This is a genomic window from Streptomyces sp. NPDC006643 (assembly GCF_042870175.1).
Lineage (GTDB): Bacteria > Actinomycetota > Actinomycetes > Streptomycetales > Streptomycetaceae > Streptomyces.
Map to the genome: position 1 here is coordinate 36,769 of NZ_JBIAHA010000035.1, position 18,267 is coordinate 55,035.

Genomic DNA, 18,267 nt, shown 5'->3' on the forward strand with positions numbered 1-18,267 from the left:
TCTTCCCTCTGGAGACGCATGACGCCCACGAACGGCTCCCGTACCGGTATTGGTCCGGTTTTCCGCTGTCCGATCGGACCGGTACACCACACCGATCAGCGCCTAGCGTGCAGGGAGAAACACAAGCACGAGGAGAAGAGTGGACATGCGACGACGCCGTATAGGCGGGCCGTCCGGGCCCCTGGCCAGCGCGCTGTGCCTGGGCGCGCTGCCGTTCGGCAGCAGCGTGGACGAGAAGACGTCCTTCGCGATCCTCGACCGGTTCGTCGAGGCCGGGGGGAATCTGATCGACACCTCCAACAACTATGTCTTCTGGGCCCCCGGTGCCACCGGCGACGAGAGCGAGACCACGGTCGGCCGCTGGCTGGCGAGCCGGGGCGGCCGGGACGAGGTGCTGATCTCGACCAAGGCCGGCGCCCGGCCCACCGTTCCCGGCACCGGCCTGGAGACGGCCGAGGGGCTGTCGGCGGACGCGATCGGCAAGGCCGTCGAGGGCAGTCTGCGGCGGCTGGGCACCGACCGGATCGATCTGTACTGGACCCATATCGAGGACCGTTCGGTGCCCCTGGCCGAGACGCTCGGCGCGCTCGACGGCCTGGTGACGAGCGGCAGGGCGGGCCTCATCGGCTGCTCCAACCACACCGCGTGGCGCACCGCGCAGGCGCGTGAGATCTCGCGCGCCAACGGCTGGGCGGCGTACACCTGCGTACAGCAGCGGCACTCCTACCTCCAGCCGCGCTTCGACACCGGCCTGCCGGAGTCGGGGCATGTGCATGTGACCCCGGAGCTGCTGGACTATGTGCGCGACGAGCCCGAACTGACGCTCATGGCCTACTCGTCGCTGATCTCGGGCGGCTACACCCGCGCGGACAAGCCGCTGCCCGCCGCGTACGACCACCCGGGCACCCCGGCGCGGCTCGCCGTGCTGCGCGAGGTGGCGGACGAGCTGGGCGCGAGCCCCAACCAGGTGGTGCTGGCGTGGCTGATGGGGGCGGATCCCGCGGTGCTGCCGATCGTGGGCGTCAGCTCGGTGGAGCAACTGGACGAGGTGCTGGGCGCGTCCGAGGTGGAGCTGCCGGCGGCGGCACGGGCGCGGCTGGACGTGGCCGGGGTCGCGGCGGAGCGGGACTGATCAGCGGGGCTGACCAGCGGGGGTGATCAGCCGGCGGGGCCACCGGCCTCGCGGATCGCGTCGGCGAGGCGCCGTACGGCTCCGGGCAGGGCGGAGTCGGCGAGGTTGCCGTAGCCGATCACGAGCGCGGGGCCGCGCCCCGAACCGCCGTCCCCCGCCTCGTCCTGCGGCGCCCCGTCCCCCGCCTCGTACTCCGTCAGGTCCGACAGCCGTACGTCGCGCCGGGCGGCTCCCCGCAGTACGTCCCCGGCCGCGCAGCCGGTGAGGTGGAGCAGCAGATGGAATCCGGCCGCGGCGCCCGACACCCGGTGCCGGGGCAGCAGTTCGGCCATCTCCGTGAGGAGGCGGTCGCGGCGGCGCCGGTAGCGGAGCCGGGAGGCCCGCAGATGCCGGTCGTACGACCCCGACTCCAGGAACCGCGAGAACGCCACCTGGTCGATCACGGGCGGCGGCGACCCGACGACGTCCACCGCGTACACCCGGTCCAGCAGCCCCTGCGGAACGGCCGCCCAGCCGATCCGCAGGGCGGGCGAGAGCGTCTTGCTGAGGGAGCCCAGCAGGGCGACCCGTTCCGGGGCCATGCCTTGGAGACTGCCGACGGGGCGGCGGTCGTAGCGGAACTCGGCGTCGTAGTCGTCCTCCATGATCAGACCGTCCGTCTCCCGCGCCCAGGCGACGAGTTCGGCCCGGCGGGGCGGGCTGAGGACGACCCCGGTGGGGAACTGGTGCGCGGGCGCCACGATCACCGCCCGCACCCGGGGTTCGCGGCGCAGCACGTCGACACGCAGACCGTCGTCGTCCACGGGGGTGGCGACGACGGTCAGCCCTGCGGACCCCGCGGCGGTACGCAGCCGCGCCCAGCCCGGGTCCTCCATCGCCACATGGGTGTGCCCGGCGGCGCGCAGGGCGCGGCAGAGCCGGTGCACCCCGTCCAGCGTGCCGCCGCTCACGACGAGTTGCCCGGCGTCGAGCGCGGCGCCCCGGCCGCGTACGAGATAGGCGGCGATCCGCTCCCGCAGCGCGTGGTGCCCGGCCGGGTGGGGATAGCCGAACTCGGTGGGCGTGAGCGCGCCGGTCGCCTCCCGTACGGCGTCGGCCCACCGTTTGCGCGGGAACTCGCGGAGGTCGGGCAGACCGGGCAGCAGGTCGAACTCCGGCTTCCAGGCGGCCTGTTCGACCGGCCGCCGGTACGACGGCCCCCGCCCGGCGGCCTCCGTACTCACCCGGGTCGCCGACCCGGCCCGCGCCTCGAAGTGCCCCTCGGCGACAAGCTGCGCGTACGCCTCGGTGACCACCCAGCGGGAGCAGCCGAGGTCGGCGGCGAGCGACCGGCTGGGCGGCAGGGCACTGCCGGGGGCGATCCGCCCGTCGACGACGGCCGCCCGCAGCGCCCGTGCGAGCCGCAGATGCAGGGGGCCGGCGGCCCGTTCGCCCAGTTCGAGGAGGGTGCCCCAGGCGGGGTCGGTGCGTGGGTGCGCCATGGTCCGATGCTACGGACGCGCCTTATCCGGGGGTGTCCTGGGGATTCTTCGGCCCCTGGGGGTTCTCCGGCCCATGGAGGTTCTCCGGCCCATGGAGGTTCTTCGTCCCCTGGGGGTTCTTGGCCAGCTCCGAGCGCCGGTAGGAGTACGCGAAGTACACGACGAGCCCGATGGCGAACCAGATCCCGAACCGTACCCAGGTCTGCCACTGGAGATAGGTGATCAGCCACAGCGACGCCACGACGCCGATCGCCGGCACCACCGGCATCCCCGGGCAGCGGAACGCCCGCGGCAGGTCCGGCTGCCGGTAGCGCAGCACGATCACCGCCGTGCAGACCACCGCGAACGCCAACAGGATGCCGATGTTGGTCAGTTCGGCCGCCTCACCGATCTTCACGAACCCGGCGATGCCCGCCGACGCGAATCCGACGATCCAGGTCACCCGGGTGGGGACCTTCCGGGTGGGATGCGTCTTGGCGAACCACTTCGGCAGCAGCCCGTCCCTGCTCATCGAGAACCACACGCGGGTCACCCCGAGCATGAAGGTGAACATGACCGTGAGGATGCCGATGATCGCGCCGACCGCGATGATGTCGGCGATCCCGTCGAGCCCGACGGACGCGAAAGCGGTCGAGAAGCCGCTCTCCTTGTCGACCTCCTTGTGGTTCTGCATACCGGTCAGCACCAGACAGGCCAGCACGTACAGCACCATCGAGATCGCCAGCGAGTAGATGATCGCCTTCGGCATATGGCGCTGCGAGTCCTTGGACTCCTCGGCGGCGGTGCTCATCGCGTCGTACCCGAAGACCGCGAAGAAGACGGTGGCCGCGCCGGTGAACGCGCCGCCGACGCCGTACGGGAAGAACGGGTTGTAGTTGCTGGTGTCGATGTGGAAGACGCCCACCGCGATGACGAGGAGCACCACCAGCACCTTCAGCACCACCACGACCATCTCGAAGCGGGCCGCGCTGCGCATGCCGAGGGTGAGCAGATACGCGATGAACAGGCAGAGCAGGACGGCGAACAGGTCGACCTTGTGCCCTTCGCCGGTGCCGGGCGCGCCCAGCATCCAGGCGGGCAGATCACCGCCCATCGACTCGACGAGGAAGCTGAAGTACCCGGAGATGCCGATCGCGACGACGGCGACGATCGCCGTGTACTCCAGCAGCAGGTCCCAGCCGATGAACCAGCCGGCCAGCTCGCCGAGTACCGCGTAGCCGTACGTGTAAGCGGACCCGGCCTTCGGGATGAGCCCGGCGAACTCCGCGTACGACAGGGCGGCGGCGGCGCTCGCGACACCGGCGATCAGGAACGAGACGAGGACGGCGGGGCCCGCCGTGCCGTTCGCGATCGTCCCCGCGAGGGTGAAGATCCCGGCGCCGATGATGCCGCCGACACCGATCGCGGTGAGCTGCCAGAGCCCGAGGGTGCGGGTGAGCTGTTCGCCCTCCGCGCCCTCGGAGTCCTGGATGGTGTGGATGGGTTTACGGCGCATGACGCCTTCACCCGCGCGGAACAAGGCCATGACGCGACTCCTCTCCCAGGCATTCGGCGACGCAGCGCAGGGCAACGCGGCGCAGGGCGACGCAACATGGTCGCGGATGCCCGGCGGCAGGCGGAAGACATGGCGTGTGGGGGCCCTGTGACCGGACCGTGATGTCCGACGGCCGTCGGCCCGCCCCACTGGAGTCCGGCTAAAGTTAGGTCGACCTTAGTTACGTCCGGGCAGACTCCGGGCGGCTGTCAGGGAGGCCTGTCCACCGTGTCCACACACCTCACTCGCCGTATCGGCGTGGCCGCCACCGTCACGGCGCTCGCCGTCTCGCTCTCCGCGTGCGGCGGCGACAGCGACGAGCCCTCGGACAAAGCGGGATCGGGAGCGACGCACTCCGTACAGACGGCCATGGGCGAGGTGACGGTCAAGAACGACCCCGAGCGGGTCGTCGTCCTCGACACGGACGCGCTCGACTCCGCGGTCACGCTCGGGATCACGCCGGTCGGCGCGACGACGGCCGTCGCGGACGTCCCGTTCTCCACCTACCTGCCCCAGGACAAGCTCAAGGGCATCAAGCCGGTCGGCCTGATCGCCGAGCCGAACCTCGAAGCCATCGCCGCCCTCAAGCCCGACCTGATCCTGAGCAGCAAGGTCCGCGACGAGAAGAGCTACCAGCCGCTGTCGAAGATCGCCCCGACCGTCTTCTCCGACACCACGGGCCCCAACTGGCGTGAGAACTTCGAACTGCACGCCGACGCCCTCGGCAAGGCGGCGGAGGCGAAGAAGATCGCCGCCGACTACGACACCCGGGTGAAGTCGCTGACCACGGCCCTCGGCGGCCCGGAGGCGGCGGCGAAGACGACGTTCGGCTTCGTCCGCTTCGTGGAGGGCGCCGACACCCGCCTCTACCTCAACGACACGTTCGTCGGCTCGATCTTCGGCGACCTGGGCGTGGGCCGCCCCGCCAACCAGGACAAGGACGGCTTCTCGCTCGACGTCAGCGCCGAGAAGATCGACCAGGCCGACGCGGACGTCATCTTCTACTCCACGTACGGCGACGCGAAGAAGGCCAAGGAGACCGACATCATCGGCGGCCCGCTCTGGAAGAACCTGGCGGCGGTGAAGCAGAAGACGGTCTTCAAGGTCGACGACAACCTGTGGATGCTGGGCATCGGTTACACGGGCGCGGGCCAGGTGCTGGACGAGATCGAGAAGAACTACGGCGGCGCGAGCCAGTAGGTCGTCCGGTCACAGCCGTTCGAAGCCGCGCACCCGCTCCCAGTCCGTCACCGACGTCTCGAAGGCGGCCAGTTCGGTGCGGGCCGCCCGCGCGTAGTGCGTGACCACCGGCTCGCCGAAGATCTTCGCGGCGGTCCCGCTCGTCTCCCAGCGGTGCAGCGCCTCCGTGAGGGTGCGCGGCAGATGGGGGACGGACGGGTCCGCCAGGGCGTTCTCCCGGTGCGGGGGCGGGAGTTCGAGACGGTGGTCGATGCCGTACAGACCCGCGGCGACGACGGCGGCGACGGCGAGATAGGGGTTGGCGTCCCCGCCGGGGACGCGATGCTCGATACGCAGCGAGGAGCCGGCGCCCACCACGCGTATCGGGCAGGTGCGGTTGTCGCGGCCCCAGGTGATGCCCGTCGGGGCGAACGCGCCCGGCTGAAGGCGTTTGTACGAGTTGATGTTCGGCGCCATCAGCAGGGCGAGGTCCGGCAGACAGGCGAGCTGACCGGCCACGAAGTGGCGCATCAGCTCCGACATGCCGTCGTCGGCGGTGTCGTCCGCGAGGACGGCGGCGCCGTCCGTGCCGCGCAGTGACAGATGGATATGGCAGGAATTGCCCTCGCCCTCGTCGAACTTGGGCATGAAGGTCAGCGCCACTCCCTCCTGCGCGGCGATCTGCTTGGCGCCGTTCTTGAAGAAGACATGGTTGTCGCAGGTCGTCATCGCCTCGGCGTAACGGAAGACGATCTCGTACTGTCCCGCGTGGACCTCCCCGCGCGCCGTCTCCATCGCCAGCCCCGCCCGGCCCATCTCGCGCCGGATACGGCGTACGACGGGCTCGATGTCGCCGAGGCCCTGGAGCGAGTAGTCGACGTTGTACGTGGTGGCCGACGTCAGTCCCTGGTAGCGGGTCTCGCGGGCGGCGCGGTAGGTGTCGAGGAAGACGAGGAATTCGAGTTCCGTCCCCGCTAGGGCCGTCAGTCCGCGTTCGGCGAGGCGGTCGAGCTGGGTGCGCAGGACATGGCGCGGGGCCACGGCCACCGGGGAGGCGGAGTCGCCCGGCCAGTGCGCGTCGGCGAGGACGAGGGCCGTGCCCTCGTCCCAGGGGAGGTGTGTGCGCAGGGTGGCGGGGTCGGGGCGCAGGAGGAAGTCGCCGAAACCGGTCCGCCAGGCGTCGATCGCGTAGCCGGGGCCGGTGTCCATCTCCACGTCGGTGGCGAGGAGATAGACGCAGGCGCCGAAGCCCGCCGTGGCGCCGGCGGCCGTCTCGTCCAGGAAGTAGGGGACGGACAGGCGGCTGCCCTGGAGGCGGCCCTGGAGGTCGGGGACGGCGACGATGACTTCCTCGACCTCTCCGGCTTCGTGGGCGGCGCGCAGTCGCTCGTACGGGTCGGTCATATCCGGTCCTCTGCTGTCCGTGCCAGTGGGTTCGGCACCGTGCCGTGGACGACGTCGAAGCCCTCGTCGCGCTCCGCACGGTCGTGGAAGCCGCCGCCCAGGAGCTGTTCGCGGTTGAGCGCGACGCGGTCGAAGGACGGGGCGAGGAGCCCGTACGCGTCGAAGCGGTCGGCCAGCTCCGGGAAGCGGGCGTGGTAGCGCTCGATCTCGGCGCGTACGAGTGCCCAGAACCGGTCCTCGCCGACGCCGAGTTGATCGGCGCACAGCGGTGCGAAGAACCGGAAGTGCCCGGCGAACACCGCGCTGAGCAGCGAGTGCGCCAGCTCGTGCGCCGGCCAGCGCAGCAGGACCCGGTCGGCGCGCTCGGTGAGCCCCGCGTACTCGGGCAGCGCGCCCGGCAGCAGGTTCACGTCCTCGGCGAAGTCCTTGACGGCGATACCGAGGGGGATCTCGTCGCGGTCGAAGAGGACGACGGTGTTCTCGCCGTGCGGGCAGAAGGCCACGCCGTAGCGGTAGAGATGGTGCAGCAGCCCCGGCAGCAGCGCCCCGAAGAACCGCGCCAGCCAGTCGGTCGGGGTGAGCCCGGAGCGTTCGACCAGCTCGGCGGTGAGCGACCGCCCGTCGGACCCGACCTTGAGCAACGCGGCCATGGTGCGGGCCCGTTCACCCGCCTCCGGGTCGAGCAGTGCGGCGACCGGCTCGCGCCAGACGGCGCCGAGGAGTTCGTGGTAGCGGTACGGGGCGTCGGTGACCGACTCGTACAGCGGATGGCCGACGGCGACGGCCGCGACCTCGCCGAGCGGATGGAAGCGCAGCTCGTCACGGAGATACGGGTCGGCGTCCCGTACGGAGTGCAGCCAGGCGCTCACATCGGGCGCCGCCTTGGTCGGTTCGGTGGAAAGCCCGCGCCAGACAAGGGTGTTGCGGATGAGGAGCGGGACTTTGACGTTGCGGCGGTGCGGGTGGTCGATGTTGGCGAGGGTGCGGATCGACTGGAGGGGGCGGTAGCGGTCGTCGCTCTGTCCGAGCAGCACGATGCGCCCGTCGGCGAGATAGGGCGCGAAGAGGGTGGCGACGGCCTCGTCCCAGTGGAAGGGGTGCACGGGCAGCCAGGTGAACGCGTCGGCGGGCCGGCCGGCCTTGGCGCACTCGCGGGCGAGGACGGCGGCGAAACGCTCCCGCGTCCGGGCGTCCAGCTCCTCGGCGAGCAGCCGCTCGGCGTCGAGCCCGGGGACGCCGGAGTAGGAGCCGAGGTCGCTGTGCACGGCCGCCCACAACAGCCGTACGGAGGAAGCCGATTCGGGCGCGTAGGCGGCGGCGTCGGACGCGGAGAAACCGAGCCGGCCCTTGTTGAGGAGCATGCAGGGATGCCCGTCCTGGTACGCCTCCAGCTCCAGATGCCCGAGGTCGGCCAGCTCGGCGGCGGGCAGCGCCCGGCCGACGGCCGCCGCGTCGGCCCGCCGGGTGGCGGTCAGCTCGCGCAGGACCTCGGCGGTGGTGGCACCGTCCCACCCGAGCACACCGCGCGCGTCGAGCAGCAGGCGCTCGGGGCCGACGTCCGGGGTGTCGGGGTGGCGGCGCAGGCTGTCGGGCTCGACGCGCCAGGTGCCGAAGGTGCCCCGGGTGGCGCGCAGCGTCCAGTGGACGTCGCCGCCGAGGTCGAGACGGTACGCGCCCGGACCGTCGGGGACAGGGGCGGCGACGGGGACGGGGACGAGGAGTTCCTCGTACGCGAACTCCTCCACGGCCTTGACCAGCAGCCACCGGCCGGCCAGCTCCCAGGCGTCGCGGTCGGGGTGGTGGCCGGAGTGCTGATCGGAGTGGTGGTGCATCGACTGGTCCATCGACTGGTTCACAGGTCGCTCTCCTCGGACACGGCGGAATGGACGGGGGCGCGCTCACCGGCGGAGCGGGGGCGTGGCACCCCGAACGTCGTCCACGCCGCCCGCTCCGGCACCCGCAGCACCGTCCACCCGGCCACGGCGTTCAGGATCGTCGCCGCGCGCCAGGCGCCGAGCGTCAGATCGGGGGCGCCGACGCCGTGCGTGTGCATCTCCGCGTTCTGGACGTACAGCCGCCCCGAGATCCGGGGGGCGAGCGCCACACGGTAGTCGCCGTCTATGCGGTACCGGCCCTTGTCGTCCCAGTCCACCAGCGCGCTGTCCAGGAAGGCGGGGCGCTGCGCCGCGTACCCGGTGGCCGACACGATCGCGGACGTACGGATCTCGAAGAGCGCGTCCTGCTGTTCATGACGGCACGTCAGTACGTACCCGGGGCCGGTGACTTCGGCCGCGACGATCTCAACGCCCGGATGCAGCGCCGCTCTTGGCTCCACGCCGCCGATCGTGCGCTCGTACAGCTCGTCGTGCAGCTCGGCCAGTGTCTCCTCGCTGACGCCCTTGTAGAGCTGCCACTGCTCTCTGACGAGCTGTTCCCGCCGCTCCTCCGGGAGGGCGCGGAAGTAGCGGATGTAGTCGGGCGTGAAGTGTTCGAGACCGATCTTGGAGTACTCCATCGGCGCGAAGGCGTTCGTGCGGGCCAGCCAGCGGACGTACGGTCCGCCCGCCCCGTCCCCGTCCTGGTGCCGCAGCAGATCCAGCGCGACCTCCGCGCCGGACTGGCCGGCGCCGATGACGGTCACGTCCTCGCTGTCGGCGAGCCGCGCGCGGTGGGTGCGGTAGTCGGCGCTGTGCAGGACGCGGCCCGTGTGGGCGGAGTCGTCGAGCAGCGGGCGCAGCGGCTCGGGCACCACCGGGTTCGTACCCACACCGAGGACGACCTGCCGGGCGAGGACGCGGGCGCGGGTGCCGTCCGCCGCGCGGTGGGTGACGACGAAGACGTCCCGCTCGTCGTCCCAGCCCAACCGCTCCACGTGCGCGTCGAATCGGCACGACGGCAGTGCCTCCGAGACCCAGCGGCAGTAGGCGTCGTACTCCCGGCGCGGTATGTGGAAGCGCTCCGAGAAGAAGAAGGGGAACATCCGGTCGTGGTGGCGAAGGTAGTTGAGGTACGACCACGGGCTCGTCGGGTCGACCATCGTCACCAGGTCGGCCAGGAACGGGACTTGGAGGGTGGTGCCCTCCATCAGCAGACCGGGGTGCCAGGAGAAGGCGGGCTTCGCGTCGAGGAACAGCGTGCGCAGATCCGGCGCGCCGTGCGCCAGCGCGGCGAGCGAGAGGTTGAACGGCCCGATCCCGACACCGACGAGGTCGTACACAGGGGTTGGGGACTCGGTCACCGGTGGGCCTCCGCGAGGGGGTTGGTCAGGTCGACGTAGACGGACTGGGACTGGACGTCCCCGACAAGCTCGTCGAGCCCGTCCACGCAGGTCAGATAGTTGGCCTTGCAGCGCAGCACGGGCGCGTCGAGCAGCAGGTCGAGCAGCCCCCGCGCGCCGGGCTCGGCGGCCCGCAGCCGCTCCAGCCGGGCGCGCAGCACCCGCAGCAGATCGCCCTCGTCGGCCAGCCCGAGCGCGCCGAACGCGCCGACGAGACCGAGGAGGTTGTTGATGCCGAGGTAGTAGGCGACGCGCTCGTCCACGAACGCGTCGTCGAAAACGAGATCGAGCCCGTCGGCCGCGCCCGGCAACAGCCGTTCCACGGCCGGCGCGTGGGAGGCGGCGACGTAGTAGCCCTGGCTGTCGCGGTACCAGCCGGCGCGCGGCAGCCCGTGCGCGTCGAGCGCGACGAGGGTGTTCTGGTGATGCGGCTCCAGCGCGATGCCGTACCACGCGTGGAGCCGGATCAGCGGGACCGCCAGCACGTCGAGATACGCGGCCAGCCAGCGCGCGGACGCCTCACCGGTGGAGAGCGAGTGGGCGCGGGCGGTACGGGCGACGGCCTCGGCGAGCAGCGCGCGGTGGGCGGGCGGCGAGCCGTCGCCGGGCCCGGTGCGCTCGGCGACCAGCCCCGCGACGCAGAGCCCTTGTAGCCCGCCGCGCCCGAAGGGGTTGTCGCGTACGGCGGTCTCCAGCCCGGTCTCCGTGTCGCGGCCCGCCGACACCCAGCCGAAGTCGCGCAGGATCCCGAACTCCGGGTGCTCCGCGCGCAGCCGCCCGGCGGGCCCGGCGGCGAGCAGCCGCGCGGCGCGGGTGCCGAGGCGCATCTCGCTACGGAGGTTGTTGCGGCGGGAGTTGGTGATCCGCATCCCGAGGGAGAGCTTCAGCATGACGTCGGCGTCGGGCCGGTACACGGTCCGTACGGAGGAGGTCGGATGCCACGGCGGCCCGGCGGGGCCGAGCGGTCGCAGAAGCCCCGCGTCGACGAGCGCGGCGGCGGCGGGCCGCGCGAGGACGTCCCTGGCCTGCCAAGGATGCGCGGGCACCACGGCCATCCCGTCCGGCACGCGCAGATCGAGCCCGGCGCCGAGGGACCGGGCCAGTTCGGCGGCGCTACGGCCGTCGGCGCTCTCCCCGACGAGGACGTCCGGGTGCACGGCGAACCAGTGCAGCGGGAAGGACCCTCTCAACTCCGGTGAGTAGGCACCGAGTTCGGTGTCGGTGGCCTCCTCCCGGCTCTTGGGCGCGGGATGGAAGGGGTGCCCGAGGAGCAGCGCCTGCTCGGCGTCGAGGAAGGGCGTGGGCGCGTGCGTCCCCGGCTCCTCGCCCCGCCGCCGCACCAGATGCGCGCCGGTCCGCGCGGCGGAGTTGAGCACGCGCGCGACGGCGTCCCCACCGAGATGCGGCAGCGCGCCGCGCCCCAGGGTGGACTCCCGCACGAGCGCGGCGGCGACGAGCCCGACATCGGCGGGAAGGCTGCCGGGCCCGTCCGGGGTGCCGACCTGGACGTCCCCGAACCGATGCCACCCGGTACGGGACCGGTACGCCACGCGCACCCGCAGGGTCATCGCGCTGTACGGCAACGCCAACGACAACACCTCGCCGTCGGGGGGCACTTGAACGCCGGTGTCCCGCACGTAGGCACGCAACAACGCCTCGGCGGCGGCGGAGTCGGCGGCGCGGAGATGATCCGGATGATCGAGCGGATCGCTACTGCCCATCTTGTCGGCCCATTTCAGCCGCTCTGCCTTTCGAGGACCGGCGGACCATTTCAGCCCCTCCGGCGTTTGAGGAGCGGGGTCCGGGGCGGAGCCCCGGCCGGGGCCCGGGGCGGAGCCCCGCTGCGGGCCCGGCCCCGCGCCCCGCCCCCCGCTCACGCGCTCTCCTCCGCCACACCCGCCGCCACCACCGCCTCCAGCAACCGCCCCACCTCCACGACAGTCGCATGCGGGTTCAGCAGCGTCAGCTTCAGCCGGACGCGCCCCGGGCCCTCGCCCGGCAGCTCCGTGCGGCCCACCACCGCGCGGCCCTCCCGCAACAGCCGCCGCCGCAGCGACGCGTTGAGGTGATCGACACGGGCCTCGTCCCCGGCGGCCCCCTCACCCGGCACGTACCGGAACAGGAACGCCGTCAGCACCGGCTCCCCCGCCCCCGCCTCCCCGTGCAGCTCCAGGCGCGGATGCGCGGCCACCGCCCGTGCACCCGCGACCGCCAGTTCGTGGCAGGCGTCGACCAGCCGGCCCAGCCCCTCCCGGCCCAGCGTCCGCAGCGTCACCGCGATCTTGAAGGCGTCCGCGCGGCGCGTCGTCCGCAGGGAGAGGCCCAGCAGGCTCGGGTAGCCCGCTTCCTCGTCGTCCGCCGGGTTCAGATAGACCGCGCGGCGGGCGAGTGAGGCGTACGTCTCCGACTCCCGTACCAGGAAGATCCCCGCGGCGGCCGGCTGCCAGCCGAGTTTGTGCCAGTCCAGGGAGACGGAGTCGGCCCGTTCGATGCCGGCCAGCAGCGGCGCCAGGCGGTCGGACAGCAGTGCGCCGCCGCCGTACGCGGCGTCCACGTGCAGCCACGCCCCGTACTCCGCCGCCAGCTCCGCGCACTCCCGCAGCGGGTCGATCGCCCCGGTGTCGGTCGTGCCGGCGGTCGCGACGATCGCGACGGGCAGTTGTCCGCGCTCTACACACCGCTCCAGGGCGGCCTTCAACGCACCGGCTTTCATGCGGAGTTGGGAGTCCACCGCGACCGGGATCACCGCGTCCTCGCCGAGCCCGAGCAGGGCCGCCGCGCGCTGCACGGAGAAGTGCGCGGCGGCGGACGCCAGGATCCGGGGCCGCGCCCCGGCCGCCGAGCCCACGCCGGCCCTCGGCACGCCCGTCATCTCGATCTGCCGCCCCGTCGCGGCCCCCAGCACCCGGTCCCTGGCCAGCATCAGGCCCATCAGGTTGGACTCGGTGCCGCCGGATGTCAGTACACCCGCCGCCTCGGCGGGGTCGTACCCGACCATGTCCCCCATCTCCTCAATGAGGAGTGTTTCCAGGGCGGTCGCGGCCGGTGCCTGGTCCCACGAGTCCTGGGACGGGTTCAGCGCGGACACCGCCAGGTCGGCGGCGACGGCGACGGCCAGCGGCGGGCAGTGCAGATGCGCCGCGCACGCCGGGTCGGCGGGGTCGGCGCTGCCGTGCGCGAGGAGTTCGGTGAGCCGGCCGAGCGCGTCACCGCCGCGCGCCGTGCTCAGCGTCCGCGCCACACCCTCCGCCAGCTCCGCCGGGGCCGAGGCCGCGACCGGTCCCCCGCGCCGCGCCGCGCCTTCCGCGAGCGCGCCCAGCACCTCCCGTACCAGCGGCTCCAGAGCCGCAGCCCCGCCCGTCCCGCCCGACAGCGCCGGACCGATCAGGGGCCGCAGGACTTCCTCGACGGCGGCGCCCAGCGCCTGGGTCGTCACGCCGCCCGCCCCGCGACACGAGAAGTGGACGCCTCGCGGATCGCGTCCGTCAGCCTCTCCAGCACGGACTCCGTCTCCTCGTCCGTGATCACCAGCGGCGGCAGCAGCCGTACGGTCGACCCGAACCGGCCGCCCAGTTCCAGGATCAACCCCCGCCGCAGACAGCCCTCCTGGACCCGCGCCGCCAGCTCCGGCGCCACGGGCCGCGACCCGCAGGAGTCCAACGGCCCCTCGGGGTCGACGATTTCGACGCCGATCATCAGCCCGCGCCCGCGTACGTCGCCGATCAGGGGCAGTTCGGACCGCAGCCCCTCCAGCCGCGCGGACATCCGCGCGCCGACCGTCGCCGCCCGCTCCACGAGCCCTTCGCGTGTCACGTACCGCAGCGTCGCCGCGCCCGCCGCCATCGCCAGGGTGTTGCCGCGGAAGGTGCCGGTGTGCGCGCCGGGCAGCCATCCGTCGTACTCCCGGTCGTACACGATCACCGCCAGCGGCAGCCCGCCGCCGACGGCCTTGGACATCACCATCGCGTCGGGCCGGATGCCGCTGTGTTCGACCGCCCAGTAGGCGCCGGTGCGCCCGACCCCGGTCTGCACCTCGTCCACGATCAGCGGGATGTCGCGTTCACGGGTGACGCGGCGCATCTCGCGCAGCCAGCCGTCGGGCGCGGGCACGGCCCCGCCCTCGCCCTGCACGGCCTCCAGGATCATCGCCGCGGGCCGTACGACACCGCCCGACGGATCGTCCAGCAGCCGTTCGGTGTAGGTCGCGGCCAGCTCCGCGCCGCGCTCGCCGCCGACGCCGAACGGGCAGCGGTACGCGTACGGATACGGCAGCCGCGTCACCTCCCCGCCTGCCGCGCCCCCGGACGGCACCGGCTCCTTGACGGCCACGCTGCCGGTCGTCGCCAGCGCGCCCGCCGTCATCCCGTGGTACGCGCCGGTGAACGCGAGCACCCCGCGCCGCCCGGTCGCCGTCTGCATCAGCTTCAGCGCGGCCTCCACGGCGTCCGTCCCGGCGGGCCCGCAGAAATGCACCCGGGCCCGGTCGGCGAACGCCGTCGGCAGGGTCTCGAACAGCGCGTCCGTGAAGTCGTCCTTCTCGGGTGTCGCGAGGTCGAGCACATGCAGCGGGGCCCCGCTGTCGAGCGTGCGCTGGATGGCCTCGCGTACGACGGGGTGGTTGTGGCCGAGGGCGAGCGTCCCGGCGCCGGAGAGGCAGTCGAGATAGCGGCGGCCGTCGGTGCCTTCGATCGTCATGCCGTGGGCGCGGGCCGGGACGATCGGGAAGGAACGGGCGTACGTACGGGCGGACGACTCCCTGGCACGCTGCCGCTCCAGGATGGAGTCGGCGGCGGCTTCCGCAGATCGCCCGGACGACGCGGGCGACGTGACAGCGGGAACGGTCATGGAACGGCTCCGAAGTATGAGGGTGAGGAGAGAAGGAGTACGGGCCTACGCGAGCAGATGCCGCCCGGCGACCGGGTGCCCGAGGAAGGAGTGCATGGCGAACTCCCAGCCGTAGGAACCCGCGTTGGGGAAGACGACGAGATCACCCGCGCGTACCCGCTCGACGAAGACGTCCCGAAGCAGGGTGTCCTCGGGTGTGCACAGCTCGCCCACGACGGTGACACGCGTCCGTTCCGCGACGGGCCGCGGACACTCCTCGCCGGCCTCCCACGCGTCGACGGGCAGCACGGCGACGTTGTGCACGATGTCCCAGGAAGTGGGCAGCTGGAAGTGGTTGATTCCACCACGCAGTACGGCGAACCACTCGCCGTACGACGCCTTGACGTCCGTCACCTCGGCCGCGTACCAGCCACAGTCCGCGACCAGGAACCGGCCGGGCTCCAGCACGACCTTCACCCCCACGGGTGGCTCGACGAGCGCGGCCAGTTCACCGAACCGGGCCATGTCGAAGGGTGTCTCGCCCTCGAAGGCGACACCTATGCCGCCGCCGATGTCGACGTGCCGCAGCTCGACGCCGGTCGCGGCGGCCGTGGTCACGCTCCACTCGACGCACCAACGAAGGTACGCCGCATGGGTGTCGGCGTCGAGATTGTTCGACGCGGCGTGGATGTGGAAACCGACGATGTCGAGCCCGGGGAGCTTGCCCGCGGCGCTCAGCACGTCCGGTACGTCGGGCTCGGCGACGCCGAACTGCGAGGGCGCGCCGCCCATGTGGAGCGAGCCGCTGATCGGGATGTCGGCCGGGTTGACGCGCAGCGCGACGCGCGCGGTGACGCCTTCGGCGACGGCGATACGGCTGATCCGGTGGAGTTCGAGGAGGCTCTCCGCGTTGATGGCCTCGACACGGGCCCGCACGAGGGCGGTGAGGACGGGGACGGACTTGGCGGGCCCGGCGGCGACGACGGCGGGCGTCCTCGCGAAACGGCCTTCCGCCAGGGCGAGTTCCAGCTCGCTGACGGAGGCGACCTCGAAGCCGTCGACGTACGGGGCCAGCGCGCGGACGACGCCGGGGTGGGAGTTGGCCTTGACCGCGTAGTAGACGGCGGCCCAGTCGGGCAGCGCGGCCCGCAACTCCCGGGCGCGCGCGGCGGCGACGTCCCCGTCGTACACGTACGCCGACACGGGCTCGGCGCCGCGCGCCAGTTCGAGCAGTCGGGTGCGGACGCGGGCGGGCAGGACGTCCACGGGGTGGGCGGCGAGCGGCGCGGCGGAGGGCGGGAACTGGACGGACACGACAGTTTCAACCTCGGCTGGGGGGTGGGGAATCGGGCCCTCCGGGTGGGACAGAACGGCCAAATCGCTTAGGTGAGCCTAACCTAATGCCCCGCTCCAGAGATTCAAAAGTAGCCCATACGTGTGGGTGATCTACGGGCACGGAGCAAAGAACGCACCCCCGTGGCATCGCGTCGCGCGGTGCCACGGGGGTGCGGGTGTTCTGAAGGGGCCAACTCGGGTCGGCCGGGCCGACTCGGCTCAGCTCGCCTCGGCTCGGGTCAGCAGGAGAGGTTGTCCCCCGGTGCGACTCCGAGGAGCTGGGTGAAGCCCTGGTAGGAATCCACCCGGCTCTGCACCTGGGCGGGGTTCCTGCCGTCGCACTCCAGGGCGCCGTTGATGGTGCGGATGGTCTGGCCGAATCCGGCACCGTTGACCATGGCGTCGTGCCCGGTCATCGTCCCGGGGCCGGTCTGGGTGTTCCAGTACCAGAGACCGGTCTTCCAGGCGACGGCGGCGTCGGTCTCCACCAGGCCGGGGTTGTTGAGCAGGTCGATGCCGAGGGCGTCGCCCGCGGCCTTGTAGTTGTAGTTCCAGCTGAGCTGGATGGGACCGCGGCCGTGGTACGCGTCCTGGCCTGCCGGGCAGCCGTACGGCTGGCTCGCGTCGCAGTAGGCGGAGTAGTTCGCCGTGTTCTGCTCGACGGCGTGGACGAGACCGCCGGTCTCGTGGCCGATGTTCGCCAGGAAGGCGGCGGCCTCCCACTTCTTCGCGGTGTCGTCGCCGGAGGTGGCGAAGGCGGGGTACGCGCTCAGCGCCGCCTTCAGCCCTTCGTAGTTGTAGAGGGCGTTCCGGTTCGGGAACATCTGGTTGAACTGCGCTTCGCTGACGACGAATCCGGACGGGGCCTCACCGCCGTTGTCGCCGGGCGGGGGGTCCGCCGGAGGATCCGCCGGAGGGGCCGGCGGAGCGCCCTCGGACAGATACCACTTCTCGTTCTCGGCGCCCTGGCAGGGCCAGATCTGTAGGGGCGTGCGGTTGGCGCTGTTGTAGGCGCGTACGTCCAGGCACTTGTTCGCGGCCGGGTTGACGATGTCATTGGCCTGGCTGATCACCCACTGCTGGGCGGGTCCGCCGTTGCAGTCCCACAGCTGCACGTCCGCCGCGTCGGCGGTGCCGCCGCCCCGGATGTCCAGGCACTTGCCGAACGCCCGCAGCGTTCCGTCGCCGGGGTTGGACCACTGCTGGGCCGGGGTGCCGTTGCAGTCGTAGAGCTGCACGGTCGTGCCGCTGGCGCTGTTGCCGTCGGCCACGTCGACGCACTTGCCCGCGAAGCCGGTGATGGAGGTGGTCACCGCGTCGGCCGCCAGGGACATCCGGACGGCCGGCTCGACGACGAAGAACGCGCCGCCGACGACGCCCAGGGCGACTCCCAGCACTACGCCGGTACGGACGGGGCGCTTGGCCAAGCGCGCTCTGAGGTGGGGGGTGGTGAAGTTCACGAGTGTCACTCCTTGGATGCCCCTGAGGTGTCGGGACGTGCCGTCGCACGAGCCCCGCACACCGCAACGCCCCCGGGGGAGGAACGGTTCAACGCGGGCCCGGAAGTGCGCCGGTCGGCGGACCGGGCCGTGGCGGGCGCCCGTGGCGGCGAGGATTGCGCGACGCTGATGGAACAGTTCCGCGAGCCTTCGGAAGAATGGGATCGACCGACATGACCTTCAACCCCCGCACCCTGCTGGCGAGCAGCCGCCTCGGCATCCTCGCCACGATCAAGTCGGACGGCCTGCCGCAGCTGTCCCCCGTGATGCCCTTCTACGACGAGGAGGCCGGCGTCCTCCTCGTATCGATGACGGAGGGCCGCGCCAAGACGACGAACCTGCGCCGTGACCCCCGGGCCGCCCTGGAGGTCACCAGCGCGGACGGCTGGTCCTGGGCGACGGCCGAGGGCCCGGTCACCCTCACCGGCCCCGGCACCGACCCGCACGGCCCGGAGGTCGAGGCCCTGGTGGAGTACTACCGCCGCGCCTCCGGGGAGCACCCGGACTGGGACGAGTACCGGTCGGTGATGGTCTCCGACCGCCGCGTCCTGATGACGATGACGGTGACCCGCGTGTACGGCGAGAAGATCGCGTAACACCCC

The 18,267-nt window shown here is 72.2% G+C and carries 13 protein-coding genes; 3 read left to right on the plus strand and 10 right to left on the minus strand.

Translation table 11 applies throughout. The features are described 5' to 3' along the window. Window positions 1-145 precede the first annotated feature (145 nt). Window positions 146-1,132, plus strand: coding sequence for an aldo/keto reductase (locus ACFYNU_RS35235; RefSeq protein ID WP_356595248.1), 987 nt, complete (start codon window positions 146-148; stop codon window positions 1,130-1,132). Between the two features lie 26 nt (window positions 1,133-1,158). Here ACFYNU_RS35235 and ACFYNU_RS35240 read toward each other — a convergent pair whose 3' ends face one another. After that, window positions 1,159-2,613 (minus strand): PLP-dependent aminotransferase family protein, encoded by a 1,455-nt coding sequence (locus tag ACFYNU_RS35240; protein WP_356595246.1) that lies wholly within the window; start codon window positions 2,611-2,613, stop codon window positions 1,159-1,161. A gap of 22 nt (window positions 2,614-2,635) precedes the next feature. Continuing rightward, window positions 2,636-4,138, minus strand: a complete 1,503-nt coding sequence (locus ACFYNU_RS35245) for an amino acid permease (RefSeq protein ID WP_356595244.1) — start codon at window positions 4,136-4,138, stop codon at window positions 2,636-2,638. A 237-nt stretch (window positions 4,139-4,375) separates the two neighbouring features. On the opposite strand from ACFYNU_RS35245, the gene ACFYNU_RS35250 reads away from it, so the two are divergent. Further along, entirely contained in the window at window positions 4,376-5,347 is a 972-nt protein-coding gene (locus ACFYNU_RS35250) for an iron-siderophore ABC transporter substrate-binding protein (RefSeq protein ID WP_356595242.1), read from the plus strand. A gap of 9 nt (window positions 5,348-5,356) precedes the next feature. Here the strand turns inward: ACFYNU_RS35250 and ACFYNU_RS35255 are convergent, their stop codons facing one another. The 8 genes from ACFYNU_RS35255 to ACFYNU_RS35290 all read right to left on the minus strand — a co-directional run bounded on the left by ACFYNU_RS35255 (window position 5,357) and on the right by ACFYNU_RS35290 (window position 17,500). Beyond that, window positions 5,357-6,730, minus strand: coding sequence for a glutamine synthetase family protein (locus ACFYNU_RS35255; RefSeq protein WP_356595240.1), 1,374 nt, complete (start codon window positions 6,728-6,730; stop codon window positions 5,357-5,359). Further along, a complete protein-coding gene (locus ACFYNU_RS35260; protein ID WP_356595238.1) occupies window positions 6,727-8,586 on the minus strand; it encodes an IucA/IucC family protein in 1,860 nt (619 codons plus the stop codon). Before ACFYNU_RS35260 ends, ACFYNU_RS35255 begins: the two co-directional genes overlap by 4 nt. After that, on the minus strand, window positions 8,583-9,968 hold the full coding sequence (locus tag ACFYNU_RS35265; protein ID WP_356595236.1) for a SidA/IucD/PvdA family monooxygenase: 1,386 nt from the start codon (window positions 9,966-9,968) through the stop codon (window positions 8,583-8,585). Before ACFYNU_RS35265 ends, ACFYNU_RS35260 begins: the two co-directional genes overlap by 4 nt. Further along, a complete protein-coding gene (locus tag ACFYNU_RS35270; RefSeq protein ID WP_356595234.1) occupies window positions 9,965-11,728 on the minus strand; it encodes an IucA/IucC family protein in 1,764 nt (587 codons plus the stop codon). The genes ACFYNU_RS35265 and ACFYNU_RS35270 overlap by 4 nt, the downstream gene beginning before the upstream one ends. Before the next feature lie 152 nt (window positions 11,729-11,880). Continuing rightward, the gene (locus ACFYNU_RS35275; RefSeq protein ID WP_356595232.1) at window positions 11,881-13,443 is read right to left on the minus strand and encodes a pyridoxal-dependent decarboxylase; all 1,563 of its coding nucleotides are present in this window, start codon (window positions 13,441-13,443) and stop codon (window positions 11,881-11,883) included. Then, complete coding sequence (locus tag ACFYNU_RS35280) at window positions 13,440-14,852, minus strand: diaminobutyrate--2-oxoglutarate transaminase (RefSeq protein ID WP_356595230.1); 1,413 nt, start codon at window positions 14,850-14,852, stop codon at window positions 13,440-13,442. Before ACFYNU_RS35280 ends, ACFYNU_RS35275 begins: the two co-directional genes overlap by 4 nt. 45 nt (window positions 14,853-14,897) lie before the next feature. Beyond that, on the minus strand, window positions 14,898-16,145 hold the full coding sequence (locus tag ACFYNU_RS35285; RefSeq protein WP_356595228.1) for an alanine racemase: 1,248 nt from the start codon (window positions 16,143-16,145) through the stop codon (window positions 14,898-14,900). 260 nt (window positions 16,146-16,405) lie between these two features. Continuing rightward, a complete protein-coding gene (locus ACFYNU_RS35290; protein ID WP_356595309.1) occupies window positions 16,406-17,500 on the minus strand; it encodes a glycoside hydrolase family 19 protein in 1,095 nt (364 codons plus the stop codon). Window positions 17,501-17,823: 323 nt separating this feature from the next. On the opposite strand from ACFYNU_RS35290, the gene ACFYNU_RS35295 reads away from it, so the two are divergent. Continuing rightward, complete coding sequence (locus ACFYNU_RS35295) at window positions 17,824-18,261, plus strand: PPOX class F420-dependent oxidoreductase (protein ID WP_356595226.1); 438 nt, start codon at window positions 17,824-17,826, stop codon at window positions 18,259-18,261. The last annotated feature ends 6 nt before the right edge of the window (window positions 18,262-18,267 follow it).

What these genes read in the sequence shown, in the direction of transcription:
- ACFYNU_RS35235 (WP_356595248.1), top strand. Translation starts at nt 146, where the DNA reads ATGCGACGACGCCGTATAGGCGGGCCGTCCGGGCCCCTGGCCAGCGCG.
- ACFYNU_RS35270 (WP_356595234.1), bottom strand. Translation starts at nt 11,728, where the DNA reads ATGGGCAGTAGCGATCCGCTCGATCATCCGGATCATCTCCGCGCCGCC.
- ACFYNU_RS35245 (WP_356595244.1), bottom strand. Translation starts at nt 4,138, where the DNA reads ATGGCCTTGTTCCGCGCGGGTGAAGGCGTCATGCGCCGTAAACCCATC.
- ACFYNU_RS35295 (WP_356595226.1), top strand. Translation starts at nt 17,824, where the DNA reads ATGGGATCGACCGACATGACCTTCAACCCCCGCACCCTGCTGGCGAGC.
- ACFYNU_RS35290 (WP_356595309.1), bottom strand. Translation starts at nt 17,500, where the DNA reads ATGTCCCTGGCGGCCGACGCGGTGACCACCTCCATCACCGGCTTCGCG.
- ACFYNU_RS35240 (WP_356595246.1), bottom strand. Translation starts at nt 2,613, where the DNA reads ATGGCGCACCCACGCACCGACCCCGCCTGGGGCACCCTCCTCGAACTG.
- ACFYNU_RS35280 (WP_356595230.1), bottom strand. Translation starts at nt 14,852, where the DNA reads ATGACCGTTCCCGCTGTCACGTCGCCCGCGTCGTCCGGGCGATCTGCG.
- ACFYNU_RS35255 (WP_356595240.1), bottom strand. Translation starts at nt 6,730, where the DNA reads ATGACCGACCCGTACGAGCGACTGCGCGCCGCCCACGAAGCCGGAGAG.